Annotated in this window: 18 protein-coding genes; 15 read left to right on the forward strand and 3 right to left on the reverse strand. The window is 71.2% G+C overall.

The genetic code is table 11. The features are described from left to right. Positions 1 to 90: 90 nt before the first annotated feature. A complete protein-coding gene (locus ACIGXP_RS22740) occupies positions 91 to 543 on the forward strand; it encodes a DUF4190 domain-containing protein (protein ID WP_363218110.1) in 453 nt (150 codons plus the stop codon). 153 nt (positions 544 to 696) lie between these two features. Here the strand turns inward: ACIGXP_RS22740 and ACIGXP_RS22745 are convergent, their stop codons facing one another. Continuing rightward, complete coding sequence (locus ACIGXP_RS22745; RefSeq protein WP_363218111.1) at positions 697 to 1,260, reverse strand: NADAR family protein; 564 nt, start codon at positions 1,258 to 1,260, stop codon at positions 697 to 699. Positions 1,261 to 1,469: 209 nt separating this feature from the next. Here ACIGXP_RS22745 and ACIGXP_RS22750 point away from each other — a divergent pair, with 209 nt between their 5' ends. From ACIGXP_RS22750 to ACIGXP_RS22780, 7 genes are all read left to right on the forward strand, one after another. Beyond that, the gene (locus tag ACIGXP_RS22750; protein WP_399770893.1) at positions 1,470 to 3,005 is read left to right on the forward strand and encodes a gamma-aminobutyraldehyde dehydrogenase; all 1,536 of its coding nucleotides are present in this window, start codon (positions 1,470 to 1,472) and stop codon (positions 3,003 to 3,005) included. Between the two features lie 114 nt (positions 3,006 to 3,119). Then, a complete protein-coding gene (locus ACIGXP_RS22755; RefSeq protein ID WP_399770895.1) occupies positions 3,120 to 4,367 on the forward strand; it encodes a PotD/PotF family extracellular solute-binding protein in 1,248 nt (415 codons plus the stop codon). A gap of 5 nt (positions 4,368 to 4,372) precedes the next feature. Continuing rightward, entirely contained in the window at positions 4,373 to 5,524 is a 1,152-nt protein-coding gene (locus ACIGXP_RS22760) for an ABC transporter ATP-binding protein (RefSeq protein WP_399770899.1), read from the forward strand. Next, positions 5,524 to 6,453 (forward strand): ABC transporter permease, encoded by a 930-nt coding sequence (locus ACIGXP_RS22765; protein ID WP_399770902.1) that lies wholly within the window; start codon positions 5,524 to 5,526, stop codon positions 6,451 to 6,453. The genes ACIGXP_RS22760 and ACIGXP_RS22765 overlap by 1 nt, the downstream gene beginning before the upstream one ends. Beyond that, the gene (locus ACIGXP_RS22770) at positions 6,454 to 7,254 is read left to right on the forward strand and encodes an ABC transporter permease (RefSeq protein WP_363218116.1); all 801 of its coding nucleotides are present in this window, start codon (positions 6,454 to 6,456) and stop codon (positions 7,252 to 7,254) included. 36 nt (positions 7,255 to 7,290) lie between these two features. Continuing rightward, positions 7,291 to 8,721: an NAD(P)/FAD-dependent oxidoreductase gene (locus ACIGXP_RS22775; protein WP_399770904.1), complete on the forward strand. Its 1,431-nt coding sequence runs from the start codon at positions 7,291 to 7,293 to the stop codon at positions 8,719 to 8,721. Positions 8,722 to 8,853: 132 nt separating this feature from the next. After that, on the forward strand, positions 8,854 to 9,363 hold the full coding sequence (locus ACIGXP_RS22780) for a hypothetical protein (protein ID WP_399770907.1): 510 nt from the start codon (positions 8,854 to 8,856) through the stop codon (positions 9,361 to 9,363). Here ACIGXP_RS22780 and ACIGXP_RS22785 read toward each other — a convergent pair. Both ACIGXP_RS22785 and gabT read right to left on the reverse strand, forming a co-directional pair. Beyond that, complete coding sequence (locus ACIGXP_RS22785) at positions 9,309 to 10,043, reverse strand: phosphatase PAP2 family protein (RefSeq protein WP_399770910.1); 735 nt, start codon at positions 10,041 to 10,043, stop codon at positions 9,309 to 9,311. The genes ACIGXP_RS22780 and ACIGXP_RS22785 overlap by 55 nt on opposite strands. A 378-nt stretch (positions 10,044 to 10,421) precedes the next feature. Beyond that, positions 10,422 to 11,756: a 4-aminobutyrate--2-oxoglutarate transaminase gene (gabT, locus tag ACIGXP_RS22790; protein WP_363218120.1), complete on the reverse strand. Its 1,335-nt coding sequence runs from the start codon at positions 11,754 to 11,756 to the stop codon at positions 10,422 to 10,424. Between the two features lie 302 nt (positions 11,757 to 12,058). Here gabT and ACIGXP_RS22795 point away from each other — a divergent pair, with 302 nt between their 5' ends. The 7 genes from ACIGXP_RS22795 (at position 12,059) to ACIGXP_RS22825 (ending at position 22,853) form a co-directional block, all read left to right on the forward strand. Then, on the forward strand, positions 12,059 to 14,545 hold the full coding sequence (locus ACIGXP_RS22795; protein ID WP_399770913.1) for an ATP/GTP-binding protein: 2,487 nt from the start codon (positions 12,059 to 12,061) through the stop codon (positions 14,543 to 14,545). A 119-nt stretch (positions 14,546 to 14,664) separates the two neighbouring features. Further along, on the forward strand, positions 14,665 to 16,356 hold the full coding sequence (locus ACIGXP_RS22800; RefSeq protein ID WP_399770916.1) for a PucR family transcriptional regulator: 1,692 nt from the start codon (positions 14,665 to 14,667) through the stop codon (positions 16,354 to 16,356). A 190-nt stretch (positions 16,357 to 16,546) separates the two neighbouring features. Then, entirely contained in the window at positions 16,547 to 17,992 is a 1,446-nt protein-coding gene (locus ACIGXP_RS22805) for an aldehyde dehydrogenase family protein (RefSeq protein ID WP_399770918.1), read from the forward strand. A 272-nt stretch (positions 17,993 to 18,264) separates the two neighbouring features. Continuing rightward, on the forward strand, positions 18,265 to 18,933 hold the full coding sequence (ribA, locus tag ACIGXP_RS22810; protein WP_399770920.1) for a GTP cyclohydrolase II: 669 nt from the start codon (positions 18,265 to 18,267) through the stop codon (positions 18,931 to 18,933). Then, on the forward strand, positions 18,930 to 20,615 hold the full coding sequence (locus ACIGXP_RS22815) for a hypothetical protein (protein WP_399770922.1): 1,686 nt from the start codon (positions 18,930 to 18,932) through the stop codon (positions 20,613 to 20,615). The genes ribA and ACIGXP_RS22815 overlap by 4 nt, the downstream gene beginning before the upstream one ends. A 154-nt stretch (positions 20,616 to 20,769) precedes the next feature. Then, positions 20,770 to 21,501, forward strand: a complete 732-nt coding sequence (locus ACIGXP_RS22820) for a class I SAM-dependent methyltransferase (RefSeq protein ID WP_363218125.1) — start codon at positions 20,770 to 20,772, stop codon at positions 21,499 to 21,501. Further along, on the forward strand, positions 21,498 to 22,853 hold the full coding sequence (locus ACIGXP_RS22825; protein ID WP_399770925.1) for an SGNH/GDSL hydrolase family protein: 1,356 nt from the start codon (positions 21,498 to 21,500) through the stop codon (positions 22,851 to 22,853). The genes ACIGXP_RS22820 and ACIGXP_RS22825 overlap by 4 nt, the downstream gene beginning before the upstream one ends. Positions 22,854 to 22,862: the final 9 nt, after the last annotated feature.

The raw sequence follows: 22,862 nt of genomic DNA on the forward strand, positions 1-22,862 counted from the left end.
TCTTACGGCACCCGTCGGCCGGAACTCGCTCCCTCCTGTTGCGTGCGGCCATTACGATGCCCTGATCGTCAACGGAGGGGAAACCACTTCATGTCCAACATCAACCCCGAAGCCGGGGGTTTCGGTCCGCCGGCTCCGCAGCAGCCGCCGGGGTACGGATACCCGCAGCAGTCCGGGCCCGGCTACGGCTACCCCCAGTCGGGGCCGTCCTATCCGGCCGCGCCGCCCGCGGCCTATCCGCAGGGTCCCGGTTATGCGATGCCGATGCAGCCGAGCAACGGCATGGGCACCACGGGCCTGGTGCTGGGCATCATCGGGGTGGTCTGCAGCGTCACCGTGTTCATGGAGATCCTCGGGATGATCCTGGGCATCCTGGCGATCATCTTCGGTGCCATCGGCCGGGGCAAGGCCAACCGGGGTGAGGCCACCAACAAGGGCGCGGCGACCGCCGGTCTCGTCTGCGGGATCATCGCCACCGTGCTCCTGCCGGTGCTGGTGTTCGTGTTCTTCGCGAGCGTCCTGGGCACCGCCAGCACCTTCTGACGAAGGCCCTGGCGTCCCGGCGGACCAGGAGGCGGCACAGGGGGCTGGGCATCGGGCCGGCCCCCTCGGCTTCCGCCCTCTCACATCCCTCGGCTCCCGCCCGCGCAGACCCCCTCGGCTCCCGCCCGCGCAGAGCCCCTCGGCTTTTCCCGCTCAGGCCCCCGCTCCCGACAACCGCTCACGCGCCTCCATCAGCGCAAAGCCCAGCAGGTTCGGCCCCCGCCACCGCTCCGGATCCGAGGCCGCCTCGTCGTCCGCCGCGAGACCGATGCCCCATATGCGGTCCAGGGGGCTCGCCTCCACCAGCACCCGCTCGCCCGTGCCCAGCAGGAACATGCGCAGGTCGTCGTCCGACGCGAACTTGTGGACACTGCCCTCGACCACGATCCGGAAGCGCTCCCGCTCCCACAGCGCCTCGTCGAAGCCACGGACCAGCCGCCCCGCCTTCTTGGCCTGAGCAGGATGCTCCGCGGCCAGCACCCGGCGCTCCGCCTCCGCGTCCCCGAACAGCCGCGCCTTGCCGGCCATCATCCAGTGCTCGGCCGTCGCGTATTCCACCCCGTCCACCGTGAAAGGTGACGGCCACCACTGACTCAGACAGCTCGGGCCGATCCGGCCGTCCGGCCGCGGCCGGTGCCCCCAGAAGTGCAGATACTTGATCCGGGCCCCTGCCCGGACCTCCCTGATCAGGGCTTCCACCCCGTCGATCTTCCCCATGCACCCGAGTCTGGCACGCGCCACTGACACTCCGTCCGCCCTTTTCCCTCCGGACTCGACACCTGGTCGACAGATTCCGTCGCGTAACCAAAAGGCAACAACGGAATCACTTGTTGGAGTCCACCTCCTCTGTCAGGATCGGCACTCAAATCGAGCTGGAGCTACGCCACCCGCCCCCCGGGACGGGGCGAACGGCGGAGGAGAGCGACATGCACAACCCGGGCACCGCCACCCCGGAACGATTTCCCGCCGAGGAGCGATTCGCCGCCGGCGCGCAGTTCATCGCCGGCCGGCTGACCAAGGGCACTTCGGGCCGCACCCACGCCGTGATCGACCCCGCCACCGGCGAGGAGGTGTACACCTACGAGCTGGCCGGCCCCGACGACGTCGACGCGGCCGTCGCCGCCGCCCGCGAGGCGTTCCCGGCCTGGTCCTCGGCGACCCCGGGCGAACGCTCCGACGCCCTGCACCGGTTCGCCGCCGTGCTCGCCGAGCGCGCCGAGGACTTCGCCCGCGCCGAGTCGCTGCAGTGCGGCAAGCCCCTCAAGCTGACCCGCGAGTTCGACGTACCGGGGACCATCGACAACACCGCCTTCTTCGCGGGCGCCGCCCGGCACCTGCAGGGACAGTCCGCCGGCGAGTACTCGGGCGACCACACGTCGTACGTCCGGCGCGAGCCGATCGGCGTCGTCGGGTCCATCGCACCCTGGAACTACCCGCTCCAGATGGCCGCCTGGAAGATCCTGCCGGCGATCGCCGCCGGCAACACCGTCGTGCTGAAGCCGGCCGAGCTGACCCCGCTCACCTCGCTGCTCTTCGCCGAGGCCGCCACGGACGCCGGCATCCCCGACGGTGTGATCAATATCGTCACCGGGACCGGCAGGGAGGCGGGGGAGCACCTGGTCGGCCACCCCGACGTCGCCATGACCTCCTTCACCGGGTCCACCGCCGTCGGCAAGCGCGTCGCCGAGGTCGCCACCGCCACCGTCAAGCGGCTCCATCTGGAGCTGGGCGGCAAGGCGCCCTTCGTGGTCTTCGACGACGCCGACCTGGAGGCAGCCGTCCACGGGGCCGTCGCCGGTGCGCTCATCAACACCGGACAGGACTGCACGGCCGCCACGCGCGCCTATGTGCAGCGACCGCTGTACGAGGCGTTCGTGGAGCAGACGGCGGCCCTGATGGAGACGGTGCGGCTCGGCGACCCGTTCGCCGCCGGCACCGACCTCGGTCCGCTCATCTCGCACGCCCAGCGGGACCGGGTCGCCGCCTTCGTGGACCGTGCGCGTGCCTACGCGCGCGTGGTGACCGGCGGTGAGGCGCCTAAGGGCGATCTGGAGAACGGCGCCTACTACCGGCCGACCCTGATCGCGGACGCGGCCCAGGACAGCGAGATCGTGCAGTCCGAGATCTTCGGCCCCGTGCTGGTCGTGCTGCCGTTCGACAGTGATGATGAGGGCATCCGGCTGGCCAACGACACCCCCTACGGCCTCGCCGCCTCCGCGTGGAGCACGAACGTCTACCGCGCCAACCGCTGCACCCGTGAGATCAAGGCGGGCTGCGTGTGGATCAACGACCACATCCCGATCATCAGCGAGATGCCGCACGGCGGCTTCAAGGCGTCCGGCTTCGGCAAGGACATGTCGGCGTACTCCTTCGAGGAGTACACCCAGGTCAAGCACGTAATGTTCGACAACACGGCGGTCGCCCGCAAGGACTGGCACCGCACGATCTTCGGGGACCGGTAGCAGCCGTCGCCCGGCGCGAGCCGGGCACCCCACACGCAGCCGGCTGCTGCCGGGTGTGACGACCCGGCCCCGACCAGGCCGACCACCCCAACCCTCGGAAAGGGCACCACGCGCATGGAGCAGTACGAGCCCGACCGCCTGACACCGGTCGAAGTCGCCGCGATGCGGCGCAGTCTGCGCGACGGCCGGGCCGCGATGACCCGCCGGTCGCTGTTGCGGGCCTCCGCGGGCGGTGCGCTCGCGGCCGGCGGACTCGGCGCGCTGAGCGCCTGCGGCATCCCCGCGGCGACCAAGACGCAGGGCGGTGTCCCCGCCGACGACCACTCGGCCAAGGAGAAGGTCGTCAACTTCTCCAACTGGCCCGAGTACATCGACGTGGACGACAAGGGCAAGCGCCATCCCACGCTCGACGGGTTCGCCCGGCGGACCGGCATCCAGGTCAGGTACACCGAGGACATCAACGACAACGACGAGTTCTTCGGCAAGATCCAGCCGCAGCTCGCCGCGGGCCAGGACACCGGCCGTGACCTCATCGTCCTCACCGACTGGCTGGCCGCCCGCATGATCCGCCTCGGGTACGTCCAGAAACTGGACCCGGCCAACCTGCCGCATGCCTTCGCCAACCTGTCGGACCAGTTCCGCGCCCCCGACTGGGACCCGGGCCGCGCCTACTCGTACCCCTGGCAGGGCATCTCCACCGTCATCGCCTACAACAAGAAGGCACTCGACGGCATCGAGGTGAAGTCGGTCTCCGACCTGCTCGACAACCCCAGGCTCAAGGGCCGCGTCGGTTTCCTCACCGAGATGCGCGACAGCATCGGCATGACCATGCTCGACATGGGCAAGGACCCGGCGAAGTTCACCGACGACGACTTCGACGCGGTCGTCGCCCGCCTCCAGAAGGCCGTCGACAAGGGCCAGATCCGCCGGTTCACCGGCAACGACTACACCTCCGACCTCACCAAGGGCGACTTCGCGGCCTGTATCGCCTGGGCCGGTGACGTCGTCCAGCTCCAGGCGGACAGCCCGGACGTCGGCTATGTCGTCCCCGACAGCGGCTACATGACGTCGACCGACAACATGCTGATCCCGAACAAGGCACGTCACAAGACGAACGCCGAGCGGCTCATCGACTACTTCTACGAGCCGGAGCCGGCCGCCGAGCTCGCCGCGTACATCAACTACGTGAGCCCCGTCGCGGATGTGAAGCCCTACCTTGCGAAGATCGACAAGTCGGCGGCGAACAACGCACTGATCATTCCCGACAAGGCGATGCAGGCCAGGTCCCATGCCTTCCGCTCCCTGAGCTCGAAGGAAGAGACGGCCTACCAGCAGAAGTTCTCGAAGCTCACAGGGGCGTGACGACGATGACGACACCAGACAACAGCGGCGACGTCCGCCTCTCCGGTATCTCCAAGACCTACGACAACGGCTTCACCGCCGTACACCCGCTGGACCTGACCGTGCCGCAGGGCTCCTTCTTCGCCCTGCTCGGCGCCTCCGGCTGCGGCAAGACCACCACCCTGCGCATGATCGCCGGCCTGGAGGAACCTTCCTCCGGGACCGTGCGCCTCGGCGACCAGGACGTCACCCACCTGCCGCCGTACAAACGGCCGGTCAACACGGTCTTCCAGTCCTACGCCCTCTTCCCGCACCTCGACATCTTCGAGAACGTCGCCTTCGGTCTGCGCCGGCGCGGCATCAAGAGCGTGAAGAAGCAGGTCGAGGAGATGCTGGAGCTGGTCCAGCTCGGCGAGCAGGCCCGCAAGAAGCCGCACCAGCTCTCGGGCGGCCAGCAGCAGCGTGTGGCCGTCGCCCGCGCGCTCATCAACCACCCCAAGGTGCTCCTGCTCGACGAGCCGCTCGGCGCCCTCGACCTCAAGCTGCGCCGCCAGATGCAACTGGAGCTCAAGCGCATCCAGACCGAGGTCGGCATCACCTTCGTGCACGTCACGCACGACCAGGAGGAGGCCATGACCATGGCCGACACCGTCGCCGTGATGAACGCCGGCCGCGTCGAACAGCTCGGCTCGCCGACCGACCTCTACGAGAACCCGAAGACCACCTTCGTCGCGAACTTCCTCGGCACCTCCAACCTCATCGAGGCCGAGGTCGACACCAAGAACGGCGACGACATCGTGCTCAAGGCGGCCGGCGGCAAGCTGGTGCTGCCCGAGGCGCGATGTTCCGCCCCGACGACGGCCGGCGGCAAGGTGCTGGTCGGCATCCGCCCCGAGAAGATCTCCCTCACGCACGCCGACGACGCGGGGCAGATCCCGGTGGGCCGCAACCGCCTCACCGGCAAGATCGCCGACGCCAGCTTCATCGGCGTCTCCACCCAGTACGTGATCGACAGCCCGGTCTGCGACGAACTGTCGGTGTACGTCCAGAACGTCGAGCGCGACGGCCGGCTCGTGCCCGGCGCCGACGTCGTCCTGCACTGGAGCCCGGCGCACACCTTCGGCCTGGACGCCGCTCAGGACATCGACGCGGGCACCGAGGAAGAGGCGGCCGCCTGATGTCCACCCTCACCGAGGCGCCCCCGCCTCTCGCGCCCACCGCGCCGGAGAAGAAGCCCCCGCGCAAGCGCGGCCGGTTCACCCCGTACTGGCTGCTGCTGCCGGGCATGCTCTGGCTGATCGTCTTCTTCGCGCTGCCGATGATCTACCAGGCCTCCACGTCCGTGCAGACCGGCTCCCTGGAGAGCGGCTACAAGGTCACCTGGCACTTCGTGACCTACTGGGACGCGCTCAGCGAATACTGGCCGCAGTTCCTGCGGTCCGTCCTCTACGCCGCCGCCGCGACCGTGGGCTGCCTGCTGCTCGGCTACCCGCTGGCCTACCTGATCGCCTTCCGCGCGGGCCGCTGGCGGAACCTGATCATGATCCTGGTGATCGCGCCGTTCTTCACCAGCTTCCTGATCCGCACCCTGGCCTGGAAGACGATCCTCGCCGACGACAGCCCGGTCGTGCACGCCCTGAACTCGCTGCACGTCCTGGACCTCACCAACTGGCTCGGCTGGACGGCCGGCGACCGCGTCCTGGCCACGCCACTGGCCGTCGTCTGCGGCCTGACGTACAACTTCCTCCCGTTCATGATCCTCCCCCTCTACACCTCGCTGGAGCGGATCGACGGACGGCTGCACGAGGCGGCCGGCGACCTGTACGCCAGGCCGTGGACCACCTTCCGCAAGGTCACCTTCCCGCTGTCGATGCCGGGTGTGGTCTCCGGCACCCTGCTGACCTTCATTCCCGCGGCCGGTGACTACGTCAACGCCGAACTCCTCGGCTCCACCGACACCCGCATGATCGGCAACGTCATCCAGACGCAGTTCCTGCGGATCCTGGACTACCCGACGGCCGCGGCCCTGTCCTTCATCCTCATGGCCGCCATCCTGGCCATGGTCACGATCTACATCCGCCGGTCCGGGACGGAGGATCTGGTCTAAATGCCCTTCGTCACCTGGCTCAAGCGCCAACTCGTCGTCATCGCGGGACTTCTCACGCTCGCGTACCTGCTGCTGCCGAACGTCATCGTCACGGTGTTCTCCTTCAACAAGCCGAAGGGACGCTTCAACTACGAGTGGCAGCAGTTCTCGCTGGACGCCTGGAAGCAGCCGTGCGGCGTCGCCGACATGTGCGGCTCGCTGTCCATCAGCCTCCAGATCGCCGTGTGGGCGACCATCGGCGCCACCCTGCTCGGCACGATGATCGCCTTCGCGCTGGTCCGCTACCGCTTCCGCGCCCGCGGCGCCGTGAACTCGCTGATCTTCCTGCCGATGGCGATGCCCGAGGTCGTCATGGCCGCCTCGCTGCTCACCCTGTTCCTCAACATGGGTGCGCAACTCGGCTTCTACACGATCCTGATCGCGCACATCATGTTCTGCCTCAGCTTCGTCGTCACCGCGGTCAAGGCGCGCGTGATGTCGATGGACCCGCGTCTGGAGGAGGCCGCCCGGGACCTGTACGCCGGCCCCGTGCAGACCTTCCTGCGGGTCACCCTGCCGATCGCGGCACCGGGCATCGCCGCGGGCGCGCTGCTGTCGTTCGCGCTCTCCTTCGACGACTTCATCATCACGAACTTCAACGCGGGCTCGACCGTCACCTTCCCGATGTTCGTGTGGGGTTCGGCGCAGCGCGGCACGCCCGTCCAGATCAACGTCATCGGTACGGCCATGTTCCTGGTGGCCGTGCTCTTCGTCCTGACCTCGATGGTCATCAGCAATCGCCGGAACAAGCAAAAGGCATAGGCCTTTTCAGCACGTCCTCTGTAGGGAGTTGAAATCATGGCCCCAAGCGCCATGAGCCGTGGCAAAGACAACTGGATCTCCTCTCTCTCCGAAGCCCAGCCGGTCCCGTACTGGCTGGAAGACCCCGGCAAGCCCCACGCCGAGCCCGCCCTCACCGGCACCGACACCTGCGACCTGCTGGTCGTCGGCGGCGGCTACAGCGGGCTGTGGACCGCGCTGAACGCCAAGGAGCGCGACCCGCAGCGCGATGTGGTGCTGCTGGAAGGCCGCGAGGTGGGCTGGGCCGCCTCCGGCCGCAACGGCGGCTTCTGCGCCGCCTCCCTCACGCACGGCCTGCCCAACGGCCTCACCCGCTGGCCCGACGAGATCCACACACTGGAGGAGCTGGGCCGGCGCAACCTCGACGAGATCGAGGCCGCGATCGCCCGGCACGGCATCGACTGCGACTTCGAGCGCACCGGCGAGATCGATGTCGCCACCGAGACCTACCAGGCCTGGGAACTGAAGGACTGGCACCGGGAACTGGAGGAGAAGGGCCTCGCCGACGGCATCGAGTTCCTGGACGCCGACGCCGTACGCGAGCAGGTGAACTCGCCCACCTTCGAGGCCGGCCTGTGGGACCGCCGGGGCGTGGCCATGCTGCACCCCGCGAAGCTCGTCTGGGGCCTGAAGAAGGCCTGCCTGAAGCTCGGGGTGCGGATCTACGAGCACACACCCGCCCTGACCCTGAAGCAGTACGGCGCCGGGATGGCCGTACGCACCCCGTACGGCGCGGTCCGCGCCCGACGGGTCGCCCTGGGCACCAACATCTTCCCGAGCCTGCTGCGCCGCGTGCGCTCGTACACCGTCCCGGTCTACGACTACGCGCTGATGACCGAGCCGCTGACCGCCGACCAGCTCTCCGAGATCGGCTGGAAGAACAGACAGGGCCTCGGCGACTCGGCCAACCAGTTCCACTACTTCCGCCTGTCCGCCGACAACCGCATCCTCTGGGGCGGCTACGACGCGATCCACCACTACGGCGGCCGGGTCCGCGCCGAGTACGACGACCGGCCGGAGACGTACGCCAAGCTCGCGGGCCACTTCTTCACCTGTTTCCCGCAGCTGGAGGGCGTCCGCTTCACCCACGCCTGGGGCGGCGCGATCGACACCTGCTCGCGCTTCTCGGCGTTCTTCGGCACGGCACACCAGGGGAGGGTCGCCTACGCGGCGGGCTACACGGGCCTGGGCGTGGGGGCGACCCGCTTCGGCGCGGACGTGATGCTGGACCTGCTCGACGGGGAGCGCACGGAGCGGACGGAGCTGGAGATGGTGCGCAGGAAGCCGCTGCCGTTCCCGCCCGAGCCGTTCGCCTGGACCGGGATCGCGCTCACCAAGTGGTCCCTGGCCCGCGCGGACGCGCACGGCGGCCGACGCAACCTGTGGCTGCGGACGATGGACCGGCTGGGCCTGGGCTTCGACAGCTGAGCCCCGTCACATGTGATCCAGATCACTTGAAGGGGGTCGCGAAACCCGCGTAATGCTCCCGGGAGGCTTCCCTCTCTCCTCCTGACACGACCGCACGACGACGGTCGGGCGAGAGAAGAGGGAGGCCTTCTCATGACTGGGGCGAAGACGGCCGTCGAGTGGCTGGTATCGGTCGCGCCGGATCCCGAGGCCTGCCGCTGGGCATGGGAGCGCCATCCCCTCGGTGTCGCGCTGCTGCCCGCCGGCAGGGCCTGGGACGTGCTGATCCTGCCGGGTGACCTCGGCTGTCCGACCCTGGACGTGCTCACCCGGGTCCTCGACCAGCCCGGCCCGGTGCTCGCCGACTTCGGTGACAACCGGGTCGGGTTCTTCGTACCCCCGGGCACCGCGGCCCGCTGGCTCGGCACCGGCATCCGCACCGCGGGACCCGGCACCTGGATCGTCGTGCCGTATCCGGGCCGGGCCGCCCAGGGCGTGCGCTGGCTGGTGCCGCCGGACGGCTCGGGCACGCTGACCGACCCGGCGCTGCTGGAGCTGGCGATGCACGAGGCGGCGGCAGGGCAGGTCAGGGGCGGGGAGCGGGACGGTCAGGGCACGGGAGGTGTCCCGGCACCGAGTTCGCCGGGGTCGCAGGACCCGTGACCTCCTGACGGCGTGGACGGACCGCGGCTCGTGCGCGCCCCACGGGACCCGGCCGTCGTCCTGCCCGGGCCGGCGAGGCCGGCGAACAGGGCGAGGGCGGTCAGCAGCACGGTGGACAGGCACCAGCTGGCCACCACGTCCAGCGGCCAGTGATAGCCGCGGCGGACCAGGCCGTACGACACCCCGAGGACGAGGGCCGCGCAGCCGGCCACCATGGTGCGGCGGGCGGCCGCGGAGCGCAGCCAGGGGAGCAGGAGCAGGGTCGCGGAGCCGTAGGCGACGGCCGCCGTGGCCGTGTGACCGGAGGGGAAGTACCCCGCCCCGGGGGGCATCGCCGGGGTCCCCGGCCGTGCGGTCCAGTCCTTGAGCGGTACGACGACCGCGGGGACCAGTGCCATCAGGAGGGCCGCGGCGAGCGGCGGCAGCCACCACCGGCCCGCACCGGCGGCACGCCCCCGCCAGGCCGCGAACCCGAGGGCCAGGACCAGCGCCGGGACGGCGACCTGGATGTTCCCGAGGTCCGAGAGAAGCTCGGAGGACCGGTCCGGATGGACGAGGGCCCGGCTGAGGAGGGCGTCCAGGTGCAGCAGCGGGCCGTGGCCGGCCACCTGCCAGGTGATGATTGCGAAGAGGACGGCCGGGAGGCCGAGGAGCGGGGCGCGGCGGACTGCGGTCGACACGACGCTCAGCTTGACAGACGGGCTCGGCGAGAAGGAGGTCGGCCGCCCCGGAACAGGGGGGGGCGTTCCGAGGCGGCCGTCCGGATCGGAACGTCGCGCGCCCCGGGGGGTTTGGGGCGGCGACCGTCCGATCGGTGAGGAGATCCCGGAGCCGTCAGGCGCCGGTTGTGTGCGCGAGGGCACGACCAGGTCGAAGCTGGGGAGGCCTCGGCCTGAAATCGCCCACAGTCCCCTGTGGGCGGGGTGTATCTCTCATCTGGGTAGAACCTACGGCAGGCGAAGGCGCTTGGGCAGACGGAATCGCGTCCCGTCATCCACCTCGCACACCTTCTTCACACGGCCTGCCGTAGGACCCCGTCACCCGTGCGGACCTCTCGCTCAGATGCGCGAAAAGGCCTGCTCGATGATGTCGAGACCCTCGCTCAGGAGGTCCTCGCCGATCACCAGCGGGGGCAGGAAGCGCAGCACGTTGCCGTAGGTGCCACAGGTCAGGACCAGCAGGCCCTCGGCGTGGCAGGCCTTGGCGAGCGCGGCGGTGGCCTCGGGGTTCGGCTCCTTGGTGGCGCGGTCCTTGACCAGCTCGATGGCGATCATCGCGCCACGCCCACGCACGTCACCGATGACGTCGAACTTCTCGGCCATGGCGGTGAGGCGACCCTTCATGATCTCCTCGATGCGCTTGGCCTTGCCGTTGAGGTCGAGCTCCTTCATGGTCTCGATGGCACCGAGCGCACCCGCACAGGCGACGGGGTTGCCGCCGTACGTACCACCCAGGCCACCGGCGTGCGCGGCGTCCATGATCTCGGCGCGCCCGGTGACGGCGGCGAGCGGAAGGCCACCGGCGATGCCCTTGGCGGTGGTGATGAGGTCGGGGACGATGCCCTCGTCCTCACAGGCGAACCACTGACCGGTCCGGCAGAACCCGGACTGGATCTCATCGGCCACGAACACGATGCCGTTGTCGTTGGCGAACTTCACGATCTCCGGCAGGAAGCCCTTGGCCGGCTCGATGAAGCCGCCCTCACCGAGCACCGGCTCGATGATGATCGCGGCGATGTTGTCCGCGCCGACCTGCTTGGACATCTGGTCGATGGCCTGCTTGGCGGCCTCGGGACCGGCGTTCTCCGCCCCGGTCGGCCAGCGGTAGCCGTACGCCACCGGCACCCGGTACACCTCGGGCGCGAACGGCCCGAAGCCGTGCTTGTACGGCATGTTCTTCGCCGTCAGCGCCATCGTCAGGTTGGTCCGACCGTGGTATCCGTGGTCGAACACGACGACGGCCTGCCGCTTGGTGTAGGCGCGAGCGATCTTGACGGCGTTCTCGACGGCCTCGGCGCCGGAGTTGAACAGCGCGGACTTCTTGGCGTGGTCACCCGGGGTCAGCTCGGCCAGCGCCTCCGCGACCTCCACGTAGCCCTCGTAGGGGGTGACCATGAAACAGGTGTGGGTGAAGTCCGCGAGCTGGGCGGAGGCCCGCCGCACCACGGCCTCGGCGGACGCGCCGACGCTGGTCACGGCGATACCGGACCCGAAGTCGATGAGCCGGTTGCCGTCGACGTCCTCGATGATCCCGCCGCCCGCGCGCGCGGTGAAGACGGGCAGCACGGAGCCCACACCCTGCGCGACCACGGCGGTACGGCGGGCCTGCAGCTCCTGCGACTTCGGGCCGGGGATGGCGGTGACGACGCGGCGCTCCTGCGGAAGTGCGGTCATGGGGGGCTCCCTGATTGATCTTGCGTTGATCTGCGTACCGGGCGGTCCCGGACGATTCCGGGCGGTGCGTTTTCAGCCGCTTACCTATCTTTCTTCGCAGGCTAGGGCCGGGAGTGGGGGGTGGGCATGCTCCATGTGGGCGTTGTCGGCCGCTCCGGTTGTCCGCCGTGGACATAGCCGCGTGGCCCGGGTACGCCCGGTCGGCGGGCACTCCCGGCCGCGTAAGCGGTGAACTCCCCTTGCCGTGGCATTAGATTGGCTCGCTGATGGTGGACGGAGCGGCTGGTCAGGGGGCAAGGGCGATGGACAGCGACGGCACACGGGACGCACGCGGCACGCATGCGCATCCGGTACCTCGCCCGGCGGACCCGAGGGATGTACCGGGGACACCCCGGAACGGGCCCGCGACGCCGTACGACGGCGCGGCTCCGCCATACGATGTCCCCGCCGTGCCGCCACGGCCGGCGCATGCACCGGACCTGCCGCCGGCCATGCCACCTGGGCCCGCTCCCCACCCGACGCAACCCCGCTCGCCCGTCGCCGAGTGGCTCGACGAGCCGCGCCCGGCCGTCGAGCCCGGCATCTGGCGCTACGGCTACCGTCTGCCCAAGGCGGCCCGTCAGGGGCAGCGACTGGCCCCCGTGACCATCGTCGGCTTCGTCGTCCCCCTGGCGGCAGGACTGCTTCTGTGGTCACTGTGGCGGCACGGCACGCTCCCCTATCAGTGGACCGTTCTCAAGCTGCTCACCCCCGACGACTGGTGGTGGAGTGGCACCACGTCCCCCAAGGGCTACCAGGGCGCCGAGGTCAAGACGGTTGCCGACGGTGTGTTCTTCGGGATCCTCATCTACGCCATGGCGCGCCTGGGCAGCTGGCCCGAGATCATCCGGCATGTCGTCACCCGGCGCGAGCAACCCGCTCGCGCTCTCGCCGCCGCCCTCGGTGCGCTGGTTGCGCTGGCGTTCGTCTTCCCGAGCTGGTTCGGCCTCGGCTGGAATGCCCTGCCTGTTCAGGATCCGTTGTTCTCCCTGATCGTCCTGGTCAACGGCGGCGACTACGGAGTGTTCGCGTCGCAGCCGGTCACGGACGGGCTCTACGCGCTCATCACCCTGCTGGTGCTGTGGCCGTTCGCCCGGGTCGGCGGCTGGTGGCCCCTCGCGAAGGAGGCGCTGGCCGCGCGGGCGCGGGCCAGGACGGCCGAGGCCCCGCAGCCGGCCGTCGACCGGCGGCCGTCGCAGTGGCCGGACCTGCGTGAGGCCGGCCAGCACCAGGCTGCGGACGTGCTCGCCGCCGAGGTCGACGCCGGCCGGATGAACGACGTGGATTGCGCCAGGATCGGTCACATGTGGAGCGTGGCACGGGCCCGGGCTCGCGTTTCCTCGTTCGCCGACACAGTGCTGCGCGAGGGCGCCGCCGCCTGGACACACCCGTCCGGCCACCGTGACCTGCCCGGCCGGGCCGCTCGGCATGATCTGCTCGCCGGACAGGTGCGCATCGGGCAGTGGGTAGCGGGGGACCGCACCCCGCTCGCCTACGGCGGCGCCGGAGCTGCTCTCGCGCCGGACACCCTGGGCACCTCACTGCTGGCCGTCGGGCCCTCGGGCTCCGGCAAGACGCGCCACCTGATCCGGCCCGTCGTCGAGTCGCTCGGCCTGCAGGCGCTCGCCGGGCGGTGCGCCGTGGTCGCCGTGTGTGCGGCCGGCACCCCGCTCGGCCCCGACTCGGCCTACGACGTGGTCGTACGCCTCGGCGACCCGGCGTCCGTGCACGACCTCGACCCGTACGCGGACTCCGACGACCCCGACGAGGCGGCCGTCTTTCTGGCGGAGGGGCTGGCCGGCGACCTGGACTCCGTCAGCGGTCAGCGGGCGGTCACCGCGCTCGCCCAGCTCCTCGGCCCCTATCGGGCGGTCCACGGACGCTTCCCGACGCTGCCCGTGCTCCGGGAACTGCTGGAGGGCGAATCCTCGGCCCTTATGGCGCTGCGCGGTGCACTCGCCGGGGACGAGCACACCGCGATGCGCCGGGAACTCGACGCACGAGCCCGGCAGTCGGGCACTGCGGGCGATCCCGGACCGGTCCTCGCCGACCGGCTCGCGGTGCTCGACCGGCCGGCGTTCGCCGAGTTCTTCGGCGGGGACGGCGGGAGCGCTCGGCCGTTCTCCCTGCGCGCCGTCGCCCATCACCCGCTCCGCGTTCGTATCGACCTGCCCGACCGCGGACACGAAGAGGCGTCCCGGATCGTCACCCGGCTGCTGCTCGCCCAGTTCGGCGCTGTGGTGTCGGCAGGCGAGCGGGCCCACTTCGCCTGCCTCGTCCTGGACGACGCCACCGGTGCGGTGACGGCTGATTCCGTCCGCCGCATCCAGCGCTTGCGTTCCTGCAACGCGGCCGTGGTGCTCACCCTGCGAACGGTCGGCGACGTGCCCGAGGCACTGCACGGGCCGCTGTACGCGGCCGTCGGCTGCCGTATGGCGTTCTCCGGGGTGACCACATGGGACGGTGGCAGGTTCGCGGAAGCCTGGGGCACAGAGTGGGTGGAGACCCGGGACGTGGCCCGGCATACCGTGTTCGCGGATCAACCGATGACACGCGCCATCCATGCCCTGCGCAAGCTGGTGACCGGCAAGGCGGTGACCACCGAGGCCGTCACCGTCCGCCAGGTGGAGCGGGAGCGCTGGTCGGCTTCCGAGTTGGCTCATGGGGTGCCTGCGGGGCATGCCGTGTTGTCGTTGACGAGTGTGCGCGGGGAGCATGCGCCGCCGTTGTTGGTGGATCTGCGGGGGTGAGGGGGCACCGGGGGACCGTACGGTGAGGCAGAATCGGCGTAGGCCGTTCATACGTTGCGGCCAAGAGATCAGCGAAAGATCATCGAAAGAGCACCCGATCTCCTCACCGTGAAGGCCCCATGCCCCCGACCCTCGCCTCGCTCGTCCACCACTCCGCGCTCAAACTGACCGTACGCGCGGGCGAGGACCGACTCGACGTGCCCGTCCGCTGGGCCCACGTCAGCGAGCTGGCCGACCCCGTGCCGTACATGGAGGGCGGCGAGCTGCTGCTGATCACCGCGCTCAAGCTGGACGCGGAGAACCCGGAGGCCATGCGGCGGTATGTGAAGCGCCTGGTGGGGGCCGGTGTCGTCGGGCTCGGGTTCGCCGTCGGGGTGAACTACGAAGAGATTCCCGAGGCGCTCGTCGAGGCCGCGCGGGCGGAAGGGCTGCCCCTGCTGGAGGTACCCCGCCGCACCCCCTTCCTCGCCATCAGCAAGGCCGTGTCCGCCGCCATCGCCGCCGACCAGTACCGGGCCGTCACGGCAGGGTTCGCCGCGCAGCGCGAGCTGACGAAGCAGGCCCTCAACGCCGGGCCCGAGGGGCTGCTCGGCGCGCTCGCCGGGCAGGTCGACGGCTGGGCGGCGCTGTACGACGCCTCCGGCGCCGTCGTCGCCGCCGCGCCCGAGTGGGCCGGCCGGCGGGCCGCCCGGCTGACCGCCGAGGTCGAGCGGCTGCGGGAGCGGCCGGCCCCGGCCTCCTCCGTGGTCGGCGGGCCCGATCACGAGGACCGGGTCGAGCTGCACTCCCTGGGCACCGGGCGGCGGCCGCGCGCCGCGCTCGCCGTCGGTACGGCCGCAGCCCTCGGCACCGCCGAACGGTACGCCGTCCACTCCGCCATCGCCCTGCTCACTCTCGTTACCGAACGCTCCCGCTCCCTGCACGCGGCCGAGCAGCGCATCGGTACGGCGGTGCTGCGCATGCTGCTCGCCGGGCAGCCCGACCACGCCCGGGCCGTCGCCGGGGACCTGTACGGCGGGTTGCTCGACGCGCCGTTCCGGATGATCGTCGCCGAGTCGGTGTCCGGCTCGGCCGCACGGGCGCACGCGGACGCACACGCACACGCCCATGCTCACGCTCACCCGCGAGTGCCCGGTGCCGCCCAGCAGGCGTCCCCGGCCGCCGCTCTCGCCGCCGCCGGCACCGGCGGTGACCCGCTGGGCGGGCTGACGGAGACCGTGGAGTCAGCCGCCGCACGATCCGGCGAGGCCGTGCTGATCGTGCCCGAAGGTGAGCGGCTCGTGGTGCTGGCCGCCGACGGCGGCGCGGCGGTGGCCGCCTGTACGCGGTACGCGGCGGCGCTGGAGGCGGCGCGAGCGGTGCCCGAGCAGTCCGCGGCCGACGAGGACGAGCTGGTCGTCGGACTGTCCGCGCCGGCCGGGCCGATCGCCGCGGCGGCCGCCTACAAGCAGGCCGAGCAGGCGCTGTCCGTGGCCCGGCGGCGGGGGCGCGTGCTGGTGGAACACGAGCAGCTGGCCGCCGGGTCCGTACTGCCGCTGCTGGCCGACGACGCGGTGAAGGCGTTCGCCGACGGGCTGCTGCGGGCGCTGCACGAGCATGATGCGACGGGGCGGGGCGATCTGGTCGCCTCCCTGCGGGCGTGGCTGTCGCGGCACGGGCAGTGGGACGCGGCCGCGGCGGACCTCGGTGTCCACCGGCACACCCTGCGCTACCGGATGCGGCGGGTCGAGGAGATCCTGGGCCGTTCCCTGGACGACCCCGACGTGCGGATGGAGCTGTGGCTCGCCCTGAAGGCGACGTCGACGGAGTGACCACCCCGGGGGCGCCCGCACTGCCCGAGCGCCGGCAGTGACCCCGCCATTCCGGCACACCCCCCACCCCGACTGCTACGACTCGGACAAACGACCCCCGGCCGCCCCCGCCCTACCGTGGACAGCGGACCGAAAGAACACCCCCCAACGCGGAAGGGCCGGGACTCACGACATGCCCCAGGAAAAGAATGTGGGGGCCACCCACGCCTTCTGGCTCGCCGGCCGCCAGGTCACCGGCGAGGACACCTTCGACGTCACCTCCCCGTGGGACGGCCGGCTCGTCGGCAAGGTCAGTGTGCCGACCGACGCCCAGGTCGAGGAGGCCGTGGCCGCCGCGTACGCCGTGCGGGACGAGTTCGCCGCCACCCCGGCGCACGTGCGCGCCGCCGCGCTGGACCACGTCAGCAAGCGGCTGGCCGAGCGCACCGAGGAGATCGCCCAGCTGATCTCCGCCGAGAACGGCAAGCCGATCAAGTGGGCCCGCGGCGAAGTCGGCCGCGCCGTCTCCGTGTTCCGGTTCGCCGCCGAAGAGGCCCGGCGGTTCAACGGCGGCGAGGCCCAGCGCCTCGACACCGACGCCGGCGGCCAGGGCCGGCTGGCGCTCACCCGCCGCTTCCCGAAGGGCGTCGTGCTCGGCATCGCGCCGTTCAACTTCCCGCTGAACCTGTGCGCCCACAAGGTCGCCCCGGCGATCGCCGCCGGTGCCCCGATCATCCTCAAGCCGGCCCCGGCCACCCCGCTGTCCGGCCTGATCCTCGGCGACCTGCTCGCCGAGACCGACCTGCCCGCCGGCTCCTGGTCGATCCTCCCGGTCGCCAACGACAAGATGCCCGCCCTCGTCCAGGACGAGCGCCTGCCGGTCATCTCCTTCACCGGTTCCGAGAAGGTCGGCTACGCGATCATGGACTCGGTGCCGCGCAAGCACTGCACGCTGGAGCTGGGCGGCAACGGAGCGGCGGTCGTGCTCGGCGACTTCGCCTCCGACGCCGACCTGGACTGGGCCGCGACCCGCATCGCGACCTTCTCCAACTACCAGGGCGGCCAGTCCTGCATCTCCGTGCAGCGGGTCATCGCGGACGCCTCCGTCTACGACCGTCTGCTGCCGCGCATCGTCGCCGCCGTGGAGGCCCAGGTCACCGGTGACCCGAGCGACGCCAAGACGGACGTCGGCCCGCTGGTCAGCGAGGACGCCGCCAAGCGCGTCGAGGCGTGGGTCAAGGAGGCCGTCGAGGCCGGTGCCACGCTCCTCACCGGTGGCGACCGCGACGGCGCCTCCTACGCGCCGACCGTCCTCACCGACGTGCCCGCGGACACCACCCTCGCCTGCGAGGAGGTCTTCGGGCCCGTCCTCACCGTGCAGAAGGTGGACGGCGAGGCCGAGGCCTTCGCCGCGGTCAACGACTCCAAGTACGGCCTCCAGGCGGGCGTGTTCACCCACGACCTGCAGGTCGCCTTCCGCGCCCACCGCGCCCTGGAGGTCGGCGGCGTGGTGATCGGCGACGTCCCGTCCTACCGCGCCGACCAGATGCCGTACGGCGGCGCCAAGCAGTCCGGCGTGGGCCGCGAAGGCGTGCGGTTCGCGATGGAGGACTACACCTACGAGCGCGTGCTGGTTCTCACCGGACTCGCGCTCTGACCTGCCACGGACAGGTCGGACGAAACGGCCGGAGCCCACTGTGCGGGGGCTCCGGCCGTTTCTGTTTCCCCCTTCTTCTCCTCTTCTCCGCTCTCGCGGTTGCCGCGTGCTCTCCTCGCCGCTGCCCCTGCGCTTCCGACCGTTCACGGTGATCGTTCTTGTTTCGGTAGCGGACGCAAAACATTTCGGAGGGTGTCTCGGTCGGACCGTACTGTGCGCTGCGGTAACGGTGTGATTACGTAAGGGCACCCTTACAAGCGGAGGGACGATCCATGTTGAGTACGTCCGGCAGCAAGATGCCGCCAGCGGGGACCAGCCCGCTCACCACCGAAGCCGCGATCCGCACCCGGGTCGAGGTACCGGTGAATCTCAGCGACGGTTCCTGGCGCACCGCCGAAATGATCAGCTTCTCCGGACTCGCCGACGGACGGGAGCACATCGCCGTAGTGTTCCCGTCCGCACGGTCCGTACCCCTGGTGCGTGTGCATTCGGAATGCCTCACAGGTGACGTGTTCGGTTCCGCCCGTTGCGACTGCGGACCGCAGCTCACCGAGGTGGTCGACCTGTTCGCCGAGTCCGGCGGAATCCTGCTGTACCTGCGCCAGGAAGGGCGCGGCATCGGGCTGTACAACAAGCTGGACGCCTACCGGGTCCAGGACGACCAGGGCCTGGACACCTTCGCCGCGAACCGTGAGCTGAACTTCTCGGACGACTTGCGCGACTACCTCGTCGCCGCGCAGATGCTGCGCGCCCTGGACGTGCCGCGCATCCGGCTGCGCACCAACAACCCCGACAAGGTCGGCCAGTTACGGGGCTACGGCATCGGTGTGGAAGAGGTCATCCCCACGGGCATCCACCGGACCGAACGCAACCACGACTATCTGCGGGTCAAGGCCGAACAGGGCGGACACACCATAGAGCTTCTGGGGGAGTCCATATGATCCAGCACCGTGGACCCATCAGCGGCATCGCCGCCTGGGGGGACGAGTACGTGGCCACGGCCGGCTACGACAACCAGGTCATCTGCTGGGACCAGCGGACCGGTCGCGCGGTGGCCCGCTCGTTCCACGACCACCTGGCCAACCAGTGCCAGTTCGCGCCGGACGGCACACATCTGCTGACCTCCTCCAGCGACTACACCGCCCGCCTGTGGACCGTGCCCGACCTGCGGCTGGTGGCGGTCCTCGGGGATCACGAGGACGACGTGGAGATGTCCGTCTTCCACCCGCGCGAGGAACTCATCGCCACTGCCTCCCGGGACCACCGGGTGCGGGTCTACGACTTCACCGGCCGGCTGCTGCACCGTTTCGAGGGGCACACGGCCGACGTCATCTCCGTCGAATGGGCCCGCGACGCCGACGAGTTGATCTCCTCCAGCGACGACGGCACCATCAAGCGCTGGTCCCTGCAGACCGGCGGCATGATCGCCGACCTGGACATGGACGGCGTGGAGACCGACACCGTCGCCATCTCCTCCTCCGGCACCATCTTCGCCGGCAACGACGAGGGCCAGATCATCGTGGTCGACCCCGCCGGACGCACCACGGTCCCCGCGCACGACGCGGGCATCAAGCGCCTCGTCCTCGACGACGCCCGCAACCTGCTGGTCAGCCTCTCCTACGACCGCACGATGCGGCTGTGGGACGTCTCCTCCGGCGCGCCCGAGGCCCGGGACACCACCGCTCTGCCCGACGACGTCTGGCCCCGCTCCTGTGCCTTCGCGGGCGGCACCCGCCTGGTGTTCGCCACCTTCGGCGCCACGTACCGAGGCTACGACTACCAGGCGCGCACCTGGGACACGGCTGTCGTACCGGTCACCGGCGGCGTCAACGCGGTGCTGCCGGAGCGCGGCGGTTCGACGCTCACCGTCGGCGACGCGGGCGTGGTGCGGCGCGGCGGCGAGCCGGTGGCCGAGACCGGCAGTCTGTGCAACTTCCTCACCCCGCTGGGTGGTCTGGTGCTCTCCGGCGGCCAGCTCGGCAAGGTCTTCGACGCGCTCACCGGCCGCGAGCTCCACCAGCACCGCTCGCCGCTCAACTGCGGCGTCGCCTTCGAACGAGACGGCCTGAGCTACGCCGTGGTCGGCGCCTACACCGGCGAGGGGCTGCTGCTGAAGCTGACCGGCGACACCGTCGAGCACATCACGGACCTGGCGCTGAACGTCAACGCCGTCAAGGACGTCGCGGTCTCCGGCGACCTGCTGTTCTCCGTCGCCGCCGACGCCTCCGCGACCTGGTACCGCATCTCCACGCTGGAGAAGGTCGCCACCGTCGAGGACGCCCACGACAAGATCGCCAACGGGTGCACGGGCCTCGGCGACGGCTGGTTCGCCAGCGTCAGCCGCGATCTGAAGCTGCGCATCTGGCGCCCCGACCGCACCGTGCAGGTCCTGTCGACGCCGCACACGCACTCCGTCAAGTGCGTCGCCGCCGACACCGACGGCCGCCTGATCGCCACCGGCAGCTACGACGGCCGTATCGCGGTCTACGACCGGACCGACGACCGCTGGTCCGTGACCGAGCGGCCCACCACCTCCGGCATCTCCTCCCTCGCCTACGACGCGGCACGCAAGCTCTTCGTCGCCGGTTCCTACGACGGGCAGGTCTACACGGTCGCCGGCTGAACGGCAGCGGGAGCGGGGCCCCACCCGACGCGGCGCCCGGCGCCCGACACGAGCGGTGTCGCGGCAGCGCGTCCGCGCGGCACCGTCCGTGCGTGCGGCCCCCTCCTGCTCGCGGCCGCCCTCGTCCGCCCCACACGACAGGACTGAATGACCCATGCCCAGCCACCGGATAGCCGACCGTTACTCCGTCTCTCCCACGCCTGCTCCGCCGCTCGACGAGACGGCGTACGCGGACGTGCTGCGCTCCGACTTCCAGGACCACTACGTCAACGGGCGCGACGTGTGGACCGCGGAGGAGGCCATGCGCGAGGCCCCCCGCCTGCTGCTGCGCGCCCTCGGCGACCGTGCCGACGCGCACATCCTCGACATCGGCACCGGACACGGCCGCGACGCCGCCGTCCTGAGCGCCGCGGGCTGCCGGGTCACCGGCATCGACCTCGTCGAGTCCCCCGAGTGGGCCGAGATCACCGCCCGCAGCCAGGGGCGGGCGCGGTTCGAGGTGTCCTCGCTGCCCGACCTGGACGGCACGGCCGTCTACGACGCCGTCCTCGACAACGGCTGCCTGCACCACCAGCACCCCGACGGCTACGGCCGCTACCTCGGCCGGATCCACGAACTGCTGCGCCCCGGAGGCCTGTTCACGGTGTCCGTGTTCCAGTCGGCGGACGGCCCGGGCCGGCTCTTCGCCAACGGGGCGCGGCGCCTGTACCGGGAGTTCACCGAGGCGGAGCTGACCGAGCTGGTCACCGCGCACGGCTTCAGTCCCGCCGAGGTGCGGCTGGTGCCGCGCGGGACGGGCGGGCTGCACTACCTGGTGGGCACCTACCGCGCCGCCGACGCGAGCACGGGAACGGGCTCGGGCACCTCCGGGGACGGGGAGCGATGAGCGCGGTCCGCACCGAGGGCGAGCCGGTGCCGGCCCGCCGACGCGGCGGCCGGCTGTCCGGCGTGCTCGCGGCGCTGACCACGGCCGCGCTGCTGGGCGGCTCCCTGCTGGGCACCGCCCCCTCGGCCGCCGCCCGTCCCACCGCGGGCGCCGCCGGGGGCACCTGGTCCGGCACCTGGGGCACCGCACCGGCACCCGCCGCACCGGACGGCGTCTCGCAGACCGGCATCGAGGACCGCACCGTACGCATGATCGTGCACACCTCGGTCGGCGGCGGTGCGCTGCGGCTGCGGCTGTCCGCCGTCCACGGCACCCGGGACCTGGTGCTCGGCCGGGTCACGGTGGGCCGTGCCGAGTCGCCCGCCTCGGCGGCAGCCGTCCCCGGCAGTCTTCGCCCGGTCACCTTCGGCGGCGCACCGGGCACCGTCGTGCCCGCCGGGACGGAGACCGTCAGCGACCCGCTGCCCTACGACGTGCCCGCCGACGCCGACCTGCTGGTCAGCGTCCACCTGCCCGAGGCGACCGGCCCCACCACCTGGCACTGGCTCGCCCACCAGACCAACTACCTCTCCGAGCCCGGCGACCACACCGGTGACCAGGGCGCGGCTGCCTTCACCGACGCCGCCACCTCCTGGTTCTTCCTGACCGGCGTCGACGTGCGCGGCCCGGCCACGCGCGGCACCGTCGTCGCGCTCGGCGACTCGCAGACGGACGGCGGCGGTTCCACCGACAACGGCAACGGCCGCTGGACCGACGCCTTCGCCCGCCGGCTCGCCGCCGTCCCCGCCACCCGGGGCCTCGGCGTGCTCAACAAGGGCATCGGCGGCAACCGGGTGCTGCGCGACGGCGCCGAGACCGACCGTCCGCAGCGCGGCACCAGCGCACTCGGCCGGCTCGACCGGGACGTGCTGAACCAGTCCGGGGTGCGTGCCACCGTCCTCTACGAAGGCATCAACGACCTCCAGCTCACCCCCGGCGCGAGCGCCGATGAGGTCCTGGCCGGGCTGCGCACTCTCGCCGACCGGCTGCACGCGCGCGGCATACCGGTCATCGTGGGCACCCTCACGCCGTTCAGGGACTCGGCGCTGTGGACGGCCGACGCCGAGCGGCAGCGGGTCGCGCTGAACGCGGCGCTGCGCACCTCCCGGGACTTCGACGCCGTCGCCGACTTCGACGCGGTCGTGCGCGACCCCGCCGACCCGCAGCGGGTGCGCTCCGGTTACGACTCCGGAGACCACATCCACCTCAACGACGCCGGCTACCGGGCGGTGGCCGGCGCCGTGCCGACCGACCTGCTCACCGCCGGTGCCCCGGCGGACTCCGTAGCGCACACCGATGGGAGGCACCCGTGACCGGCGCCC

It is taken from the genome of Streptomyces sp. NPDC053069 (assembly GCF_044546895.1).
GTDB lineage: Bacteria > Actinomycetota > Actinomycetes > Streptomycetales > Streptomycetaceae > Streptomyces.